The sequence below is a fragment of the Nostoc sp. C96 genome (assembly GCF_059384975.1).
In genome coordinates this window covers 2109469-2127596 of the sequence record NZ_CM182020.1, presented here as the reverse complement: position 1 = coordinate 2127596, position 18128 = coordinate 2109469, and the positions used below count along the sequence as shown (strand labels likewise).

General features: G+C 43.5%; 13 protein-coding genes and 1 tRNA gene. 8 read left to right on the top strand and 6 right to left on the bottom strand.

Annotation, left to right across the window (positions count from 1 at the left end):
* Positions 1-453: 453 nt before the first annotated feature.
* Positions 454-1752: a hypothetical protein gene (locus tag AC504W_RS09150; RefSeq protein ID WP_494877480.1), complete on the bottom strand. Its 1299-nt coding sequence runs from the start codon at positions 1750-1752 to the stop codon at positions 454-456.
* Between the two features lie 449 nt (positions 1753-2201).
* On the opposite strand from AC504W_RS09150, the gene AC504W_RS09145 reads away from it, so the two are divergent.
* The 5 genes from AC504W_RS09145 to AC504W_RS09125 all read left to right on the top strand — a co-directional run bounded on the left by AC504W_RS09145 (position 2202) and on the right by AC504W_RS09125 (position 9274).
* Complete coding sequence (locus AC504W_RS09145; protein WP_494877478.1) at positions 2202-3566, top strand: LLM class flavin-dependent oxidoreductase; 1365 nt, start codon at positions 2202-2204, stop codon at positions 3564-3566.
* A gap of 185 nt (positions 3567-3751) precedes the next feature.
* Positions 3752-5290: an amidohydrolase family protein gene (locus AC504W_RS09140; RefSeq protein ID WP_494877477.1), complete on the top strand. Its 1539-nt coding sequence runs from the start codon at positions 3752-3754 to the stop codon at positions 5288-5290.
* An 87-nt stretch (positions 5291-5377) separates the two neighbouring features.
* Positions 5378-6028, top strand: a complete 651-nt coding sequence (locus tag AC504W_RS09135) for a carboxylesterase family protein (protein WP_494877476.1) — start codon at positions 5378-5380, stop codon at positions 6026-6028.
* Between the two features lie 330 nt (positions 6029-6358).
* The gene (locus AC504W_RS09130; RefSeq protein ID WP_494877475.1) at positions 6359-7357 is read left to right on the top strand and encodes an aldo/keto reductase; all 999 of its coding nucleotides are present in this window, start codon (positions 6359-6361) and stop codon (positions 7355-7357) included.
* Between the two features lie 66 nt (positions 7358-7423).
* Positions 7424-9274: an ABC transporter ATP-binding protein gene (locus AC504W_RS09125; RefSeq protein WP_494877474.1), complete on the top strand. Its 1851-nt coding sequence runs from the start codon at positions 7424-7426 to the stop codon at positions 9272-9274.
* A gap of 157 nt (positions 9275-9431) precedes the next feature.
* Here the strand turns inward: AC504W_RS09125 and AC504W_RS09120 are convergent.
* From AC504W_RS09120 to AC504W_RS09105, 4 genes are all read right to left on the bottom strand, one after another.
* Positions 9432-9505, bottom strand: a tRNA-Pro gene (locus AC504W_RS09120).
* A 51-nt stretch (positions 9506-9556) separates the two neighbouring features.
* A complete protein-coding gene (locus AC504W_RS09115; protein WP_494877472.1) occupies positions 9557-9922 on the bottom strand; it encodes a DUF1818 family protein in 366 nt (121 codons plus the stop codon).
* Positions 9923-9971: 49 nt separating this feature from the next.
* Positions 9972-10538, bottom strand: coding sequence for a hypothetical protein (locus tag AC504W_RS09110; protein WP_494877471.1), 567 nt, complete (start codon positions 10536-10538; stop codon positions 9972-9974).
* Positions 10539-10655: 117 nt separating this feature from the next.
* Positions 10656-10892 (bottom strand): DNA-directed RNA polymerase subunit omega, encoded by a 237-nt coding sequence (locus AC504W_RS09105; RefSeq protein ID WP_015114011.1) that lies wholly within the window; start codon positions 10890-10892, stop codon positions 10656-10658.
* 149 nt (positions 10893-11041) lie between these two features.
* Here AC504W_RS09105 and AC504W_RS09100 point away from each other — a divergent pair, with 149 nt between their 5' ends.
* From AC504W_RS09100 to AC504W_RS09090, 3 genes are all read left to right on the top strand, one after another.
* Positions 11042-11461, top strand: a complete 420-nt coding sequence (locus AC504W_RS09100; protein WP_494877470.1) for a fasciclin domain-containing protein — start codon at positions 11042-11044, stop codon at positions 11459-11461.
* A 369-nt stretch (positions 11462-11830) separates the two neighbouring features.
* On the top strand, positions 11831-12307 hold the full coding sequence (locus AC504W_RS09095) for a hypothetical protein (RefSeq protein ID WP_494878613.1): 477 nt from the start codon (positions 11831-11833) through the stop codon (positions 12305-12307).
* A gap of 595 nt (positions 12308-12902) precedes the next feature.
* Complete coding sequence (locus tag AC504W_RS09090) at positions 12903-16217, top strand: HEAT repeat domain-containing protein (protein WP_494877469.1); 3315 nt, start codon at positions 12903-12905, stop codon at positions 16215-16217.
* 169 nt (positions 16218-16386) lie between these two features.
* On the opposite strand, the gene AC504W_RS09085 is transcribed toward AC504W_RS09090, so the two are convergent.
* Positions 16387-17844, bottom strand: a complete 1458-nt coding sequence (locus AC504W_RS09085) for a glycoside hydrolase family 13 protein (protein ID WP_494877468.1) — start codon at positions 17842-17844, stop codon at positions 16387-16389.
* Positions 17845-18128: the final 284 nt, after the last annotated feature.

The following is an 18128-nucleotide window of genomic DNA, read 5'->3' as shown; positions in this document are numbered from 1 at the left end:
TTGGTTAAACTCTTAACAACTTCATTTTTCCCAGCTTTCAACGCTAACTAACATCTGTTAGTGGTTATTAGCAATCAGGAAGCATGAGTCATATCAAGTCCGCTTAGTCATTGACAATCTGTCATTGCGAGTGCAACGAAGTGGAACGACGCAATCGCAATGATTATTTATTTATACGTAGATTAAATACTGGCATCAGTATAAAATATTTAGTATTACTGAATAAAAGTATGAAATTTCCCCATTCAATATCTCAAACTCTCATACCATTTCACGAAAAAAATGATACAGATTTATGGGTTTTTCATTCTTTCCCCCTGCTCCCTGCTCCCTGCCCCCTGCGGTCTATTTGTATCAAACTTAAAGTGAAACGGTATCACTCTCTGCGTGAGATAAAAACATCCCAAAGTTCAGCAACGCCAAATATTGGCTAATGTCTCATAATTCCTGACTTTAAAATTTGACACGAAACTGTCCTGTTAAAGAGTTACCACCGTAGCCACTTCCCCCTGTGTCTTGATTCCGCACATTACTAAAGCTATAGTCAAGGTCAGCTTCTAGTTTGGGCGAAAGCTTGGCTGTACAGCGAGTTTGATAACCATAAGCATTATCAAATTCACCATTAAGACGTTGCTGTCCTAAAGTTGCAGATAGCCGACAACGCAAAAAATCGGCAATGTCTCCTTCCCAAGCTAATTCAGCGTTATATACCAAAAAATCTGGTGGAGAAAAATAGCCATGTGTAGTTTCTACATTGCGATCGTAACTCCAGGTGAATAAGTTAGCCGCTAAAGAAAACTGTCCTAACTTGCGTTCTAACCGACTGAACGATTGAATTTCCGAATTCCCATCGTTGTAGTTACCCAAGCGTAATGAAGAGAATAAACTAGTATCTCGATTAATCTGCCAATATAAATCAGGGCCAAAGCGCCAAGCCGTAATTTGATTGTCTAAAGTAAGAGCGTTAAATTTATAAGGACTGTGGTCTAAGTTGGCTGATAAAGTTAAACCCGACAGTAATTTTCCAGTGGAGGAAACTTTCGGCGGGACAATTGGGATTTCAACTTTAGTATTGAAATTTATCGCTGTGGGTAAACGGTCAAAAAAATCAACCCCGGCTGCTGTTTGTAAAGTTATGTCTCCAATTTTTCCTTGCCAACCAATTTGTAAAGGAATATTACTAACCGATGCCACACCCCGTTGTTCAAAAAAGTCAAAACCTGTTTTGAGAAATATTTTATTGCCATTAGGCGATCGCCACTGAAATGTAGGTTCGATAAACAAATTATGTTGACCGAAGTTATCAGTATCATTGCGAAAATTAGTTTGAATACCTTCTAACACCACAGGCTTAGTTGGTTTCCCAGGCTTTGATGCTGGAGGTGGACTAGGTGTTTCTGGTGGTTTTATGACTGGTGTTTTGGGTAATGGTGGTGGTACTCGCAACCCAGGATTAAAATTTTCGGGTGCAGCAATCAAAATCGGTGCTTGATTTAATTGTTCAAGAAGTTTAATTTCCTGACTTTCTTGATGGTGAAAAAGCACAGAATCAATTGATGTTGAGTTGCTGACTAGTGCTATTAATGAACTTCTGTTTTGATGCACTTGAGCAGCTTGGGAATTTCCTCCAGATAAAGCCCAAAAGCTCAAAATGAAAACTAATTGCCATTGAATATATTCGTAATTCCCAATCCAACCCGTGTAAAAACTATCCCGAAATCCAAAAATATCACATTTAAATATATTGCTCATTTGTAATGACTAGAATTTAAGACAGAAAAAGTTACAAATCAAATGCTTGAGCAACACCTAAATTGCTAAGACGTGCCATTATGATGCCCAATAAATTACTGCATCACGACATTTCACTACACCCTTAATTTTTCCTCTCACCGCGTCAGCCCTGTTTGCAATACTTAATGTTCGTTTAACTAACAATTAGATTTTCATGATATTGTGTTGTACAGCACATCTTTTCTGTATCTGGATGTGTAAACTGTATATGCTGACTCAGACTACTACATTAATTTGTGGTACAAGCTCAAACGCCAAACAGCAGCATTACTAGTTTTGTCAAGCTCAAACAAGAGTAGACATACGAGCTTTGACCCATAAAAATTCACCAATTTATCGTAGCGTCAGATATTTGACTGACGTTGCATAAACAGCCTTTAGCTATACGCATAGAAAAGAAAAAGCAGATGAGCAAAACACGTAAGTTTCGTTTAGGTGCATTTATTCAAGCGACTGGACATCATGTTTCCGCATGGCGGCACCCCGATTCACAAGCAGATGCTGGGTTTAATTTTGAGCATTACAAAGAAATTACCCAGACCGCCCAACGTGGCTTGTTCGATGCAGTTTTTCTGGCAGATAGCCCAGGAGTCTGGGGCGGCGCTCCAGAAACTCAAAAACGTAACGGTAAACTAGTGCATTTTGAACCAGTCACACTCTTTTCGGCCTTGTCTGCTGTCACCCAAAATATCGGCTTTATTGCCACCGCCTCAACTACCTACGAAGAACCCTACACCCTCGCACGTAAGTTTGCTTCTCTAGACTATTTGAGCAACGGCCGCGCGGGCTGGAATGTAGTTACTACAGGCAATGAGAACGCCGCAGCTAATTTTGGTCTTCAACATCACCCAGAACATAGCCAGCGTTATGAACGGGCTGAAGAGTTCGTTAAAGTGGTAAAAGGGCTATGGGATAGCTGGGACGATGATGCTTTTATCCGTGACAAAGAATCTGGGATTTATTTTGATCCCGACAAACTGCATACACTCAACCACAAAGGCCAACATTTTTCCGTCAAAGGCCCTTTAAACGTTGGTCGTCCGCCTCAAGGTTATCCGGTAATTGTCCAGGCCGGAGCATCAGAAGCCGGACGAGACTTAGCCGCGCGTACGGCTGAAGTCATATTCACCGCTAATCAAACCCTCGCTGATGCCCAAGAATTTTATGCTGATGTGAAAGGTCGGTTAGCAAAATACGGACGCTCTCCAGAGGATCTAAAAATTATGCCTGGGGCTTTCCCCATCATTGGCCGGACTGAAGAAGAAGCTCAAGAGAAGTACGAATTCTTGCAATCTTTAATTCATCCTGATGTGGCCTGGGGTATTTTAAAGACCTATTACAAAGGTGTCGATTTATCGAAATATTCCTTAGATGATTTAGCTCCCGAACTACCCAACGAGACCAATAACAACAAGAGTCGTCTAAAACTAGTGAAAGATTTAGCGACTCGTGGTACTCTGACACTCCGTCAGTTATATCTTGCTCTGGCGACTGCGCGAGGTCATCGCACCATACTTGGCACTCCAGAAACCATTGCTGACCAACTAGAAGAATGGTTTAACAATGGTGCGGCCGATGGCTTTAATATTATGCCGCCCATCTTACCTACAGGGTTGGATGACTTCGTTAACTTAGTCGTTCCCGTCCTCCAAAAACGCGGACTTTTCCGTACTGAATACGAAGGTAGTACCTTGCGTGAAAATTTAGGTCTGCGTCGTCCAGTTAATCAATTTACTGTCAAACAACTGGATGAAAGATTAGTGTTGGCATAAATAAGTTTTTCATGTCTGCACAAAAAACCTGTGCCTAAAGGGCGTAAATCAATTTTTTATAGATGGTTAAGCCATATCTTTTACAGCGTTTCTTCTGTAGATCACCACCCTACAGAAGCTGAAAATCATTATCCTACGCTCCGTTGGATGCTCGGAAAAACCTGTGATTTTTTGAAGGAAAAAATATGACTGAATATAGCAGATTGAAGACTTCACCCTCTGCCGCAATCAGAGCTACCCTTGATTATCCGGTTATCGATACTGATGTTCACACTAATGATTTCACCCCAGCTTTTGAAGATTACATCGCTAAGTACGGCGGGTCAAAGCTTGTAGACGAATTACGCAAGGCAGAATCTTCTCGTCTCAACTCCAAAAGCAACGGTAAAGACTGGTATCAACAAACTCCTGAAGAACGCCAATACAACCGCACAATTCGATCGCCTTGGTGGGCGAGAGTTACTCGCAATACTCTAGACTTAGCTACTTACACTTTGCCTGCACTACTCTATGAACGCCAAGCAGAGCAAGGTTCAGATTATTCGGTATTGTTTCCTAATAATGTGCTTGCACCTGCGGGAGCCAGCCCAGAAAACCGTCAAGCATTGCAACGCGCAGTCAATCACTACCACGCTGATATCTATCGCAAATATAGCGATCGCCTGACTCCTGTAGCTGGTATCCCGATGGGTAATCCTCAAGAAGCTATTGAGGAGTTAGAGTTTGCTGTAAAAACACTAGGTTTAAAAGTAGCAAATATTCCTGGTGGTGTGAAACGTCCGATTAAGGCGATCGCGGATAAATATCCCGCAGATAAATTCCCCGAAGTCGCCAGATATGCTTCTTACATTGACTTTTACGGATTAGATAGCGAATACGACTACGATCCTTTCTGGGCTAAAGCTGTGGAATTGGGCGTACCAATTACTACCCATTATGGTAGCCAAGGTTGGACGGGGCGCTCCTCCATCAGTAACTACATGAACAATCACATCGGTCACTTTGCCGATGGTTCTCAAGCATTTGCCAAGGCGTTGTTCTTCGGTGGCGTTACCAGACGTTTTCCCCAGTTGCGCGTGGGGATGCTGGAAGGTGGCGCAGATTGGGGCGCTCATGTCTACATTCATTTGGTAGATCGTTTCTCCAAACGCAATCTCAAAGCACTACAAAACTACAACCCAGACCTCACCAATGCAGATGAGTTGTTCGAGTTGTTTGAGCGTTTCGGTGGTGAAATTACCGAAGGATATTCTCTCAGCAAAGAAGAATTAACCAAGAGTGTACTTGGTTCTTCCTTTAGCCGTCATAGCCGTGCGCCAATTGGTAGCGAACTTGAAGACTTTGCTGCTGCTGGAATTGAAAATATTGAAGATATCCGCGATCGCTGGGTGAATAGTTTCTTCTTTGGTTCCGAATCTGACGATCGCACCATCGCCGCAGCATTCAACAACCGAGCTAATCCATTGGGTGTGAAGATTAACGCTATCTATTCTTCAGACGTTGGTCACTGGGATGTACCCGACCTCACCTCACCATTGTCTGAAAGCTGGGATTTGGTGAAAGAAGGCGTAATTTCTGAAGATGACTTCAAAGCCTATGTCTTTGGTAATCCCTACAAATTCTATACCGAAGCTAACGCCAATTTCTTCAAGGGTACAGCGATTGAATCTAAGGTAAATAGTTTTACTTCTCCACAAGTTGATCAAAAACTTGTCGTGGCTTAAATCTTTTGCTGAGAGGTTACGAGATCCCCGACTTCTTGAAGAAGTCGGGGATCTGACCACCAAACATACACTCCAGGAGTCACAACTATGGCTATCGAACACCGTTCTGGTTTATTACCTTATCTGTTCTCGGCTGTTGCGGAAGATGCTAACAAACCCGCGCCTTTAGTATTGTTTTTGCATGGCGCACGCGATCGCGGTAATGATTTAAATGTGCTGCTGAAATGGGGTTTACCTCGGTTCGTAAATGAATCAAGCTCTTTACCATACTTCTTTTTAGCGCCCCAACTTCCTGAAGGACAGACTTGGGTAGAGCGAGAGTCAGATGTTATTGCTTTGTTGGATAATTTTATCGCCTCCCGGCCTATTGATCCTTCCCGTGTGATTATCTCTGGATTCAGCTTGGGAACTGCTGGAGCTTGGCATATCGCGGCTTCCCATCCTGGTCGTTTTGCTGGTTTAGTAGCGGTGTCTGGTCGCGTTCCTCAAACCTTAGAAACATCTCAACTAGATGCACTCAAGGAAATCCCCATCCAAATATTCCAAGGTGCTAAGGACGAAAAACTCTCAATTGAGAGTACACAGCAGATTGTTGATACCTTACGGGGAGTGGGTGGAACAGTAGATTTTACAGTACTACCTGAAGGTGATCACTTTATTGCCGATGAAGTGTACACTGACTTGAAATTGCAACAGTGGCTGATTTCACAGAGCCGTCGTGCTTCTGTAGCTGTTTGAAGCAGAAACTGTGAAATCTTCAATACGGTTCAGATAAAAATAATTAAACGCGGATGAATCAAGATTTATCATTCCCTGAATCGTATTTACCTATACACATATCTTGCATCTATAGCCCTGACGAATGGAATTCGCGGCTATAAAAACGAAGTCCGCCTAGCCTGCGGCAACAGCAAAGCTGAACGCGGACTAATGCAAACAAGGGTCTTGAACCCGCGTGGTGCGCCAAGCGCAGCGCAAGCGCGATAGGCGGGTTTTGTCCGTGTAGCCGCGACTTTAGTCGTTAGGTGCAAGATGTGAATATACTCATCCCCAACTAAACCAACAACTATGACATTACCAACAACGAAACTTGGTCAAACTGGATTGACTGTTTCTCGTCTTGTGCTTGGTACAATGACCTTCGGGTTGCAAACGGATGAAGAAACTTCGATAAAAATCCTCGATACAGCCGCCGAGGCAGGAATCAATTTTTTAGATACAGCCGATGTTTATCCTTTGGGTGGTGGTTTAGCTACGGCTGGACGTACCGAAGAAATTATTGGACGCTGGCTAAAAGGTAAGCGCGAACATTTTATTTTGGCTACCAAGGCTGTTGGCAAGGTTGGCCCTGCACCTTGGGATCAAGGGGCTTCACGCAAACATATTTTAGATGCGATCGATGCTTCCTTAAAAAGATTAGGAACTGATTATGTTGACTTGTATCAATTGCATTCTGATGATGCTACAACTCCGCTTGATGAAACCCTAGAAGCATTAGATACAGTGGTGCGGGCTGGGAAGGTGCGTTATATAGGGGTTTCTAACTACTTAGCTTACCGTCTTGCCCGTGCTTTGGGTCGGGCTGATGTACGGAATTTAACTCGCTTTGTTTCGATTCAACCCCGCTACAATTTGTTATTTCGGGAAATTGAGCGAGAATTATTACCTCTGGCGAAAGAAGAAGGACTTGGTGTAATTCCTTATAATCCCTTGGCGGGTGGTTTACTGACAGGGAAACATAATTTTAATCAAGGCCCTACCTCTGGAACTCGTTTTACTTTGGGTACAGCCGCAGAACGTTATCAAGAGCGTTACTGGCGCGATCGCGAGTTCAATACTGTAGAAGAATTACGCACAGTGGCGGATCATGCTGGTTTATCTTTGACAACCTTAGCCTTAGCTTGGGTTTTGGCTAATCCAATTATCACAGCCCCCATTATTGGCGCGAGTCGTCCAGAACAACTGAGTGACACTCTCAAAGCTTTGGAAGTCACACTCGACGATCATTTGAAGCAAAAACTCGACGATATTACCGCCGAATACAGAAGAGGAGATTCGCTGCGTTAGTACGAGAGGGGAATGTCCATTTTTATTCCGCCCATCAATTCAAACGATGCTACGATATCGACTTTCATGACGAAGAAGATCAGAAAATCCACATCTTTTCAACGCGCGGCGAATGCACCAAATTTACCAAATACTACCTTCGGATTTATTTGCTATTTTGTGAACCAGTTTCGCTGGTGGTATTTATTAATGGTAATTCTGGAGATAATGCACGCCACTTGTGGCATTATGTTGCCTTATGCTATTGGCGAAATCATCCGCAGTGTGACGCGATCGCCTAACAACACTCAGCAAATTTTTGATGTTATTCGTCAACCTCTGATGTTGTTCACCGCTTTGAGTGTGGGAGAAGTAATATTCGGGCGATCGGCTGGACTTTTGCAAACTATTCTGCATCCTATCCACCGCCAGCACATTGTCAGATCTCTATATGCCTACTTGCAACATCATTCTCATCGCTACCTGAGCAGCAGTTTTTCTGGAGCTTTAGCACATCGCATTGGTGAAACTTCTTTGGGTGTTACCCAAACGATGCAAATGATGATTACGGAATTTCTGTCTGTGATTGTCGGATATGTTGTTGCGACAATATTACTGTATCGCGCCCATCCTCCCTTGGCGGCATTTGTGGGGATATGGGCAGTGCTGTTTATTAGTATTTCGTTCTGGTTGGCTACGCGCTGTCGAATTTATTCTCGGAGAGCCGCAGCCGCTAGAAGTGAGACCACTGGTATTATTGTAGATGCAGTGACAAATCTCAGCAGTACTCGGCTATTTGCTCGTCTGGGTTTTGAACGACGCTATTTAAATGAGCAATTAAAGGGCGAACTTAAACAGGTAAGAAAGTCTAACTGGTACTCTGAGCGAATTCGTTGGTTTCAGTTTATTTCAGCAGCTATTTTGAAAATCGGCACCCTGTATTACTCTCTCACTCTTTGGAGTCAAGGAGTGATTGCGACTGCTGACTTTGTTGTAGCAACTAGTTTGTCATTGTTAATCATCAGTGAAGCGCGGAATTTAAGCCGCCGCTTTCTAGAATTTTTTGAACATATTGGTAATATCGCCAATGGTGTGATGACAATTGTCCAACCCCATGAGTTAATTGATCGAGAGCAAGCGATCGCCCACTCCATCACTCAAGGTAAAATCGAGTTTCGCCAAGTCAATTTCAACTACACCGAAGGTAAAAAAGTATTTGAGAATCTCTCGCTCACTATCCAACCCGGTGAGCGTGTCGGCTTAGTTGGCTTTTCTGGTTCGGGAAAATCCACCTTTGTGAATTTGATTTTGCGTTTATTTGACCCCCAATCTGGACAAATTCTCATTGATGGGGTCGATATTCAAGATATGACTCAAGATGCTTTACACGCTCAGATCAGCTTGATTCCCCAAGATCCGTCTCTGTTCCATCGCACATTGATGGAAAACATTCGTTATGGGCGATTGGAAGCAAGCGATGAAGAAGTGATTGAAGCTGCACGCAAAGCTTATGCTCACGATTTCATCAGCCAAATCAAGGAAGGTTACGATTCTTTGGTGGGTGAACGTGGTGTGAAATTGTCGGGAGGACAAAGACAACGAATTGCGATCGCACGAGTTATTCTCAAAGACGCACCCATCCTCATCTTAGATGAAGCTACTTCTAGCCTCGATTCCATCACTGAAAAAGCCATTCAAGATACTCTAGACTTGGCAATGAACGGCAAAACAGTCATCGTCGTTGCTCATCGACTGTCGACAATTGCTCATTTAGACCGCATTTTAGTATTTGACCACGGTCGAATTGTTGAAGATGGTACTCACGCCAAACTGTTGGCACGGGGCGGTGCTTACTACAGGCTATGGAAAATGCAGGCTGGTGGATTTCTCCCTGTAGAAGTCAATAATAAGAATGTTTCCGATTTGCAAATTAAATAGTTGTGATGGAAGCAGAATTCAGCATTGGAAACGCAGGGTTGCCAGTCGCACAACATACCCTGCGGTAAACTGATTCGGACTCCTAATGATCAATACGTCTATACTAAAAAACCTGCTAATCTTAGGTTTAAGATTAGCAGACTAGGGATTTTATCAATCGGAGCGGCGGGATTCGAACCCACGACCTCCACTACCCCAAAGTGGCGCGCTACCAAGCTGCGCTACGCCCCGGTCAGACTTATTATTCTATCGCAAAGCTTAATGAGAATCAAGGGGTAAAGTTTAAAAAACTTTCAACATCCCAGCAGCTTGCAACAAACCAGGTATAGCAGAGGCGTTCCATTTACCTTCTGCACAGCGTCCTGTGTTGAGGATGAAGCGCAGACTATATTCATGGGGATAGCCTTCCACTTCCATCCATAATAAATCGCTTTCAGCCTCACAAGCAATCTTTTCTTCATCCATTAATTCGGCTGTGAGTTGTTTCATGGTATCTGCTAACTGTGCTAACAGACGGCAAAATTCATTCAACTCAGCTTCAGTTAACTCAATAGCCCAATCATCAGTACCTACCAACCCTTTATATTCAGGTGCATGAGGGTTCCAACCAATACGCCAACCTACACCGCTTTTAATTAGACGTTCCATCTTTGAATTTTAGATTTTGGATTTTGGATTTTGGATGATAAATTCAAAATCATTTTAGGAGGTCAGCGCCGCCTGTTTGGGGTTTTTGGGGAGTCGTAGAGGTGCTAGGGATAGGTTGGTTGCTAGTATTTTGGAAATGGGGATTAAAGATGTCGACTAAGGTTTGGACTAAAGCATCTCGTTGACGACGACTAAGGCTGTTGATGGCAGCGCGATCGCCTTCTATGGGATTCTGCCGTAATGTATCATTACCTGGATAGGTAGTGTCATACATCACTTCATTCGCGCCCAGGTAATCAGCCAATGTTAGCTTCCAGTCTAAGCGATAAATGGGCGATCGCTCTTTTACATAAACGTGATAGCGGATGAGGCGATTAGCTAAAGTGTTAGTCTCTGCAACTTTGCCAGTTTCTTTATTGACGTAGGTGTTTTCTTTGGGCAGGTCGGGTAATTGCTGATACACTAACTGCCAAACATCAGAAGGACTGATTCTTTGAGCTACAGCAGGCTGAATACCAAACAAACTAGAGTGGTGTAATTGACTTGTGCCTAAACTCACAACAAGCCCACCTACAACCAACACCATCATTAATGCTGAATTAAACTTCACAACCATCAGCGGGAAAATTGAGCAACACAGAATTATTATTTTTTTAATTAACAAAAAAATTTGAGATAAAGGTGCAATCATACAAATACTCACGTACTCAGCACCTTCACCCCAGGACTAGTTTTACATTTCACCAATAATTTCTGGCTGAGTTAATTCATCAGACATTTCGATGATTGCCCTTAAAACAGGTTTCATCATAATATCTTCAGAACTTTCAAAATCTTCGTAACGCCGCCGCTTGGCTCGATTTGCCACCTGAACCGTGATGCGGTAGCGATTCGAGGCTGCACTAATTAAATCCTCGGCACGGTGCATAATTTGAGATTGGGTTGTCTCGAACTTAGAACGCTTGAGCATAGTTAATGGTTCTTGGGGACATTCCCCAGTTTAGCAGTACTGAACAAAATACGGCTTTGTATATATATTGTCAGCGACCTCTCCCTTGATAGAGGTGGATAAATTTGTATCAATTTATAACTAATTTGTCAGACTACCTCAATATCATAATGACTAATCTTTTAGAAACTGCTGTGAATGCAGGCAATTTCACCACTTTAATAGAAGCTGCTAAGGCTGCACAAATTATAGATACTCTGCAAAGCCCTAACATTTTTACACTCTTTGCACCTACAGATGAGGCCTTTGCCCAATTACCAGCAGGAACCTTAGATGCACTACTGCAAGATACTGCCAAACTGAAGAAGATTGTTAGCTATCATATTGCTTTTGGCGATGTTAGGTCTGATGACTTAGTGCAGATTCAAGAAGCAGAGACCCTTGAGGGATCTGTTTTAGCCATTGAGTCTGCTAACGGAGGATTTAAAGTCAATGATGCCAATATCCTACAAACAGATATTCTGGCAGACAATGGTGTGATTCATGTAATTGATGCCGTCCTCATACCTGCAATGGTGGCTGGACATTGAGAAATTAGGGAGTAAGCTGTTCAGCCTATAAGAAAGCAAATTGAGGCCGCAGGGGAGCAGTTGACAGGTGTAGGGGTGTATATATTCTAAGAGGATGTTTGAAAAGTATTATTGTTAACATCAAAATCTGAAAAACCTAACCCCCCTAGCCCCCCTTCCCTACGAGGGAATGGGGGTTTCAAAGCCTCTCTCCGCGTCGGGGAGAGGTTTGGAGAGGGGTTCTTAGTATATTTCATGACTTTCCAAACAACCTCTAAAACCCTTAAACCCAGTCTCCACAGAAAATTTTGTGCGTAAGTCTTAAAGCTGTTTGATTGATCACATTTACCAGTGGGAATCATAACAAAAATTCCCTACGGTAAAGATAAAATGGCTTACCAAAATATCACCGCTTCCCTTTCCCCAGCAGATATCCAAGAAATTAAAGCCGCCTTTGCAACCATTCAAGCAAAATTACCCTTTCTCGTTACCCTGAGTGTTGAAGAACGACGCAAGTTATTTAAAATGGGCGATAAAAGCCTCGCCTTTGTCAACAATAGCTTGACTGCTGCCCAGTCGAACCGCGACATTTTACCAGCCAGCTTTGATGTTGAGGAATTTGTGCGAGATTATCAACTAGCCACCACCCTCACCGAACTGTTGATTGGGTTGCGACAACTGACAGAACAAGTAGATGATACTTTATTGGCAGTGGGTAGCGAAGCGATGGGTAGCAGTTTGACAGTTTATGATTACGTCAAGACTGCGGCTAAGAAAACACCAGGGTTAAAAACTGTTGCTGAACAGTTGGGAGAAAGGTTTAAAGCGATGAAAAGTAAACCTGCTAAAGCCGCATCTAATTCATAAGTTGTAATTCAACTTACAAGATTAGATCCCCGACTTCTTTGAGAAGTCGGGGATCTGGTTTTAGTGCCATATTTAGGTGAGCGAGTGTTTGATACTGGCGTGAGAGTGTTTAATACTCGTGAATGAGTATTTGATACTGGTGCGAGAGTCTTTGATACTCGTGGACGAGTGTTTGATACTGGTGCGAGAGTCTTTGATACTCGTGAGTGAGTGTTTGATACTGGCGCGAGAGTGTTTGATACTGGCATGAGAGTCTTTGATACTGGCATGAGAGTCTTTGATACTCGTGAATGAGTGTTTGATACTCAGCGATGAGTCTTTAATACTGGCGTGAGAGAATTTGATACTTGCTCACAAGTATTACGTTGTGTGCAATTGTCTCTCAAACCTAACCCCCAACCCCCTTCCCTTGTAAGGAAGGGGAGCAAGATTCAAAGCCTCTCCACGAAGCGGAGAGAGGTTTGGAGAGGGGTTTCATATCCGGCGAATTCATGTCAAACTAAATCCGATTTTTTCACTACGAATCAGGAATTACCAATTGCCAGCCTGATATTATACCGATTAACCCCGTGTAATCTGCCAGCTTGCCCCAACTATGCTGCTAACTCTCCGCCGCACCGGCAAACCTTTCCCTTTTATCCTGTATTCTTTAGCCTTTATCCTTTCCTTCTTCCTCACCTTGACTTGGGTAAACGCCAAAGAAACACCCAAACCCAAGCCGGAAGCATGGCAGATTAACGGTATAGTAGCTGCCCTTGATGATGGACATGATGGGGTTAAGAAACTCGCTTTTGATAAATTCAATGAATATGAGCTAAAAAATTTAAAAGCGGTATTTCAAAAACCAGAAGACATTGCACAAAAAGCTGCCAAATTCCTCAAGGATAAATCCGTTGACAATTATGTTCGTTCCGGTGCAGCAGTGGCATTAGGAAATCTGGGGGAAGTTGCCAAACCCTACGTCAAAGACATCCTCGACTTCCTCAAGGATAAATCCGTTGACAAAGATGTTCGTTACGGTGCAGCAGTGGCATTGGGAAATCTGGGCGATGCTGCCAAACCCTACGTCAAAGACATCCTCGACTTCCTCAAGGATAAATCCGTTGACAAAGATGTTCGTTACGGTGCAGCAGTGGCATTGGGAAATCTGGGGGAAGTTGCCAAACCCTACGTCAAAGACATCGCTGACATCCTCAAGGATAAAACCGTTGACAAAGATGTTCGTTCTGGTGCAGCAGTGGCATTGGGAAATCTGGGGGAAGTTGCCAAACCCTACGTCAAAGACATCGCTGACATCCTCAAGGATAAAACCGTTGACAAAGATGTTCGTTCTGGTGCAGCAGTGGCATTGGGAAATCTGGGGGAAGTTGCCAAACCCTATGTCAAAGACATCGCTGACATCCTCAAGGATAAAACCGTTGACAAAGATGTTCGTTCTGGTGCAGCATCGGCATTGGGCAATCTGGGCGATGCTGCCAAACCCTACGTCAAAGACATCCTCGACTTCCTCAAGGATAAATCCGTTGACAATTATGTTCGTTCCGGTGCAGCAGTGGCATTGGGAAATCTGGGGGAAGTTGCCAAACCCTATGTCAAAGACATCGCTGACATCCTCAAGGATAAAACCGTTGACCAAGATGTTCGTTCTGGTGCAGCATCAGCATTGGGAAATCTGGGGGAAGTTGCCAAACCCTATGTCAAAGACATCGCTGACATCCTCAAGGATAAAACCGTTGACCAAGATGTTCGTTCTGGTGCAGCATCAGCATTGGGAAATCTGGGAGAGGCTGCCAAACCTTACGTCAAAGACATCCTTGACTTCCTCAAGGATAAATCTGTTAAGTTTTATATTCGTAGAGGTGCAGCATCAGCATTGGGAAATCTGGGAGAGGCTGCCAAACCCTACGTCAAAGATATCGCTGACATCCTCAAGGATAAATCCGTTGACTATTATGTTCGTGCCAGTGCAGCCGTGGCATTGGGAAATCTGGGGGAGCCTGCCAAACCCTATTTCAAAGACATCCTCGACTTCCTCAAGGATAAATCCGTTGACTCTTCTGTTCGTTCTGGTGCAGCATCGGCATTGGGGAAGATAGAACAACTGAACCTAAATAATATTGTTGTAATTCTGGACAACATATATTACGCAGGTCAATCAGAATTTGCACAGTGGCGATTTTTAACTTATTTCCTGGGTGGTGGCACTGATGAAGTCAAAACCTTGCTCACATGGTTGGGCAGACCGAAAGCAATTCCTAATAAACTGACACACGATGAAGGTGTAAAAACACTAGAAGTCTTTCGCCAAGCCTGGGAACCCAGCCAAGAACTAGAGCAATTAAGAAAAGATTTAGCACAGCAAATTTCTGAAGTTGCTGCCAACAAACAAATTCTTTGGAAAGCACAAGATATTAACTTACTGCAAACTCACCACAGTAACCTCAAAAAAGTCAACTCCACCAATGCTAATGCTGTGCAGTCAGCAATAGATAATTTGGAGGGCTGGCAGTGGTTTATTAAAGCCAGAAACACCATCATCGCTCACATTATCTTTTGGCTTGCCCTGATCTTCGCCTACCCCAAATTCCCCCAAATTCAAGCCATCTTCTTCTGGAACCCTTGGGTTCGACGCATCTTAGGTGTGGGCTACGTCGGCTTTCTCCTCACCTGGGTTCCCTTTTTCCGCCGCAAGTTATTTGAACCCTTCAAACCTTCCCTACTCGCCGATGCCGGGTTAGATAACTTTCAAGAGCAATCATATTTCCCAGAGTCTCAAGTCAAAGTACCCGTTTCTGGCGACATCCTCCCAGTTACCGCCGCCTTCCCCAAAATTCACGGGCAAATCATCTTACAAGGTGATTCCGGCTTAGGCAAGTCGATGTTTCTCCGCCATCTGCTGACAAACTCCCAGCGCATTATCGTTTACCTCCCCGCCCAAAAATGCCATAAGGGTGTAATTGAAGCGGTTCAAGACAAGCTACACGGCCAAGCCCAAGATGCCGGATTTTTGAAAAACCTGATTTACAGTGGCGCGATAGATATTTGCATCGACGGACTCAACGAAGTCACCGCCGAAACACGCGCCAAAATCTGCCAGTTTGTGGAAAGCTATTTCCGGGGCAACATTATTATGACTACCCAGCCCCTAGAGTGGACACCACCATCAACCGCCAAAACCTACGAACTAAAGCCTTTAGAACAAACCCAAATTCAAGAGTTTTTGCTTTCCCGCCAGCCGCTACTACCCAAAGATGCGAAAATTCAAGGTGCTGATTACACCCAAGCCTGCACCAACTATTTAACAGAAGTCCTCAAAGACCAGCAAGCCCAAGAAGAGTTAGATGCTGTCCGGCGCATTCTTTCCAACCCAATGGATTTAAATGTAGTCGCGCTGATGTTATCTCAAGGCAAACATCCCAATTTATTCCGCCTGCAAGAACAGCAATATAATTTGATGGCGGCAGAATACCTCAAAGAATGGAATCAAGAATTTCCCTTAAAAAAATTCGCCGCCGCCGTCTACGAAATGCGAATGCAAGACAAACAAACCTTACCCGCCGATGAATTTTATCAAGTTGTCAAGTCTTTAGAAGACGAGAAATACAAAATGGTCGTCAGCCGTCAATGGCAAGATGAAAAAGGGGAACCCAAGCAAGAATGGTATTTCCGCCACGACAAAATCATGGACTTTTTCTTAGTGCAGAACTTTCTCGGCAACAGCGATGAAGCGGAAGCGTTATTAGTTGATAGAATGGGCGACCCCCGTTTTCGTGGTGTGTACTTCTTATTAGCCAGCTTACTGCCGTTAGATGCAGCGAAAGAACTGCGGGAGAAGTTGATTCAATACGCGGCGGATACTAAAGACAATACGGTGAGTAATACCTTTGTGCAGTTGTTACGAACTCGGTAAACAACGCTGGTACATTTTAATCTTATGAAGATCCCCCCAATCCCCATTAAAAAGGGGGGCTAAAGACTCTTTTTTACCCCCTTAAAAAGGGGGTCGCCGCAGGCGGGGGGATCTTAACCGAAACGTATTACTATCACTCTTGTTCAAAAATCAGATATGATTTCTGTATTTAAGCCAAAATGCAACCAGTACGGGGAGGAACAGTGAGCGAAAGTTGTTTAGTTTCTCCGGCGTTATTCCATTCAAATTCTGCGTAGCCGAATAAAAGCTTGCTGGGTTGAGTTGGCAAACTAACAATGTCTATGTTTGCTACAGCTGATCCTGTACCAGTATTCACAGCAATGATTAATTCTTCTGTGCCTAAAGTGCGGGCAAAAACGTATAGTGTCCCTTGGGCGTAGAGGACTTGATAATCTCCTATCCGCAAAGCTTGGTAAGCATGGCGAATGTCAATTAATTGGCGGTGAGTTTGCAGAATTTCTTGATCCCAATTCGCTTCTAAAGGAAAGCCCCGTCGGGAGTCGGGATCTATTGCACCGGGTAAACCTACTTCATCACCATAATAAATACTCGGCGCACCAGGAAAGGTGAGTAACAGTAGAGTTGATAATTCGATGCTGGGTTTATCACCACCTGCAATAGTCATTAAACGGGCGGTATCGTGACTAGCCAGTAAGTTGAGTTGCGTTAGCTGAATTTCCCAAGGATATAGTTGCAATAACTCTTGGATTTTTGTGGCGTATTCAGCAGCAAATAAAGGTGGATAAGGTTGATAGTCTCGACTTTGGACTTGTTCTAAGACTACGCGATCGCCTGCGGTAAAGGCAATTGTCGGCCCGGCAAATAAATAATTCATTACGCCGTCAAATTGTGTCCCATCCAACCACTCGCGCGAATCTCCCCAAACTTCGCCCACAATATAAGCTTCGGGGTTAATGGCTTTGACTCGCTCTCGAAATTCTTGCCAAAAACCAGGAGTTTTAATTTCAAATGGCACATCTAACCGCCAGCCATCAATGCCGAGTTTAATCCAATATTCGGCGATTTCCATGATATATTCTCTCACTTCTGGGTTGTCATGGTTAAAGGCTGGCAAAGCCCGATTATCCGCCCAACCCTCATAATTAGCCGGAAAGTCCCCGTTGTAAGCAGAAAGCGGCCAGCCATGAATTTTAAACCAATTTACCCAAGGTGAATGGGGGCCATTTTCTAAAACATCATGGAAAAAGAAAAACCCACGACTGGAATGATTAAACACCCCATCTAAAACTACTTTGATATTCCGTTGATGGGCAGCCTCTAGCAATTCTTTAAAGGCTTCATTTCCTCCCAACAACGGATCAACTTGGTAATAATCGTGAGTGTGATAACGGTGATTACTAGCCGACTGAAAAATCGGCGTGAAATAAATAGCGTTAATTCCTAAACCTTGGATATGGTCTAATCCCTCAATAATGCCCCACAAATCGCCGCCTTTATACCCTTGGAGTGTGGGCATTGCTTCCCAATCTTCCCAACGGGCTTCGTGTAGCAACCGTTTACGCGGCTGTTTGCTTCTGGCAAAGCGGTCTGGAAAGATTTGGTAAAAAACAGCGTGCTTAACCCAGTCTGGTGTTTGAATTTGCATAGGTAATTATTTGTATCTTCAGGAGAGATTGTGGCAAATATTTCTACATTTATGACTCTTACCTATGATGGAAAAATACCAAAGAGTTTAATAGGAATTTTAGATTTGAAATTTTAGATTGTCGCGTTACTTAGCCTGATAAGTGACCAATTTATCTGCGCTTTTTGCTCTAAAATCTCATGCAATCCTGAATATTTATTTGATAAATAGGCTCTGAAGTTAGTTGACAGGTGTAGTACTTTTTTGCAACTTTGATCAATGGAATTCAAATAAATTCTGATTAT

Coding starts and splice junctions, on each gene's coding strand:
- AC504W_RS09150 (WP_494877480.1), bottom strand. CDS start 1,752: ATGAGCAATATATTTAAATGTGATATTTTTGGATTTCGGGATAGTTTT.
- AC504W_RS09145 (WP_494877478.1), top strand. CDS start 2,202: ATGAGCAAAACACGTAAGTTTCGTTTAGGTGCATTTATTCAAGCGACT.
- AC504W_RS09140 (WP_494877477.1), top strand. CDS start 3,752: ATGACTGAATATAGCAGATTGAAGACTTCACCCTCTGCCGCAATCAGA.
- AC504W_RS09135 (WP_494877476.1), top strand. CDS start 5,378: ATGGCTATCGAACACCGTTCTGGTTTATTACCTTATCTGTTCTCGGCT.
- AC504W_RS09130 (WP_494877475.1), top strand. CDS start 6,359: ATGACATTACCAACAACGAAACTTGGTCAAACTGGATTGACTGTTTCT.
- AC504W_RS09125 (WP_494877474.1), top strand. CDS start 7,424: ATGACGAAGAAGATCAGAAAATCCACATCTTTTCAACGCGCGGCGAAT.
- AC504W_RS09115 (WP_494877472.1), bottom strand. CDS start 9,922: ATGGAACGTCTAATTAAAAGCGGTGTAGGTTGGCGTATTGGTTGGAAC.
- AC504W_RS09110 (WP_494877471.1), bottom strand. CDS start 10,538: ATGGTTGTGAAGTTTAATTCAGCATTAATGATGGTGTTGGTTGTAGGT.
- AC504W_RS09105 (WP_015114011.1), bottom strand. CDS start 10,892: ATGCTCAAGCGTTCTAAGTTCGAGACAACCCAATCTCAAATTATGCAC.
- AC504W_RS09100 (WP_494877470.1), top strand. CDS start 11,042: ATGACTAATCTTTTAGAAACTGCTGTGAATGCAGGCAATTTCACCACT.
- AC504W_RS09095 (WP_494878613.1), top strand. CDS start 11,831: ATGGCTTACCAAAATATCACCGCTTCCCTTTCCCCAGCAGATATCCAA.
- AC504W_RS09090 (WP_494877469.1), top strand. CDS start 12,903: ATGCTGCTAACTCTCCGCCGCACCGGCAAACCTTTCCCTTTTATCCTG.
- AC504W_RS09085 (WP_494877468.1), bottom strand. CDS start 17,844: ATGCAAATTCAAACACCAGACTGGGTTAAGCACGCTGTTTTTTACCAA.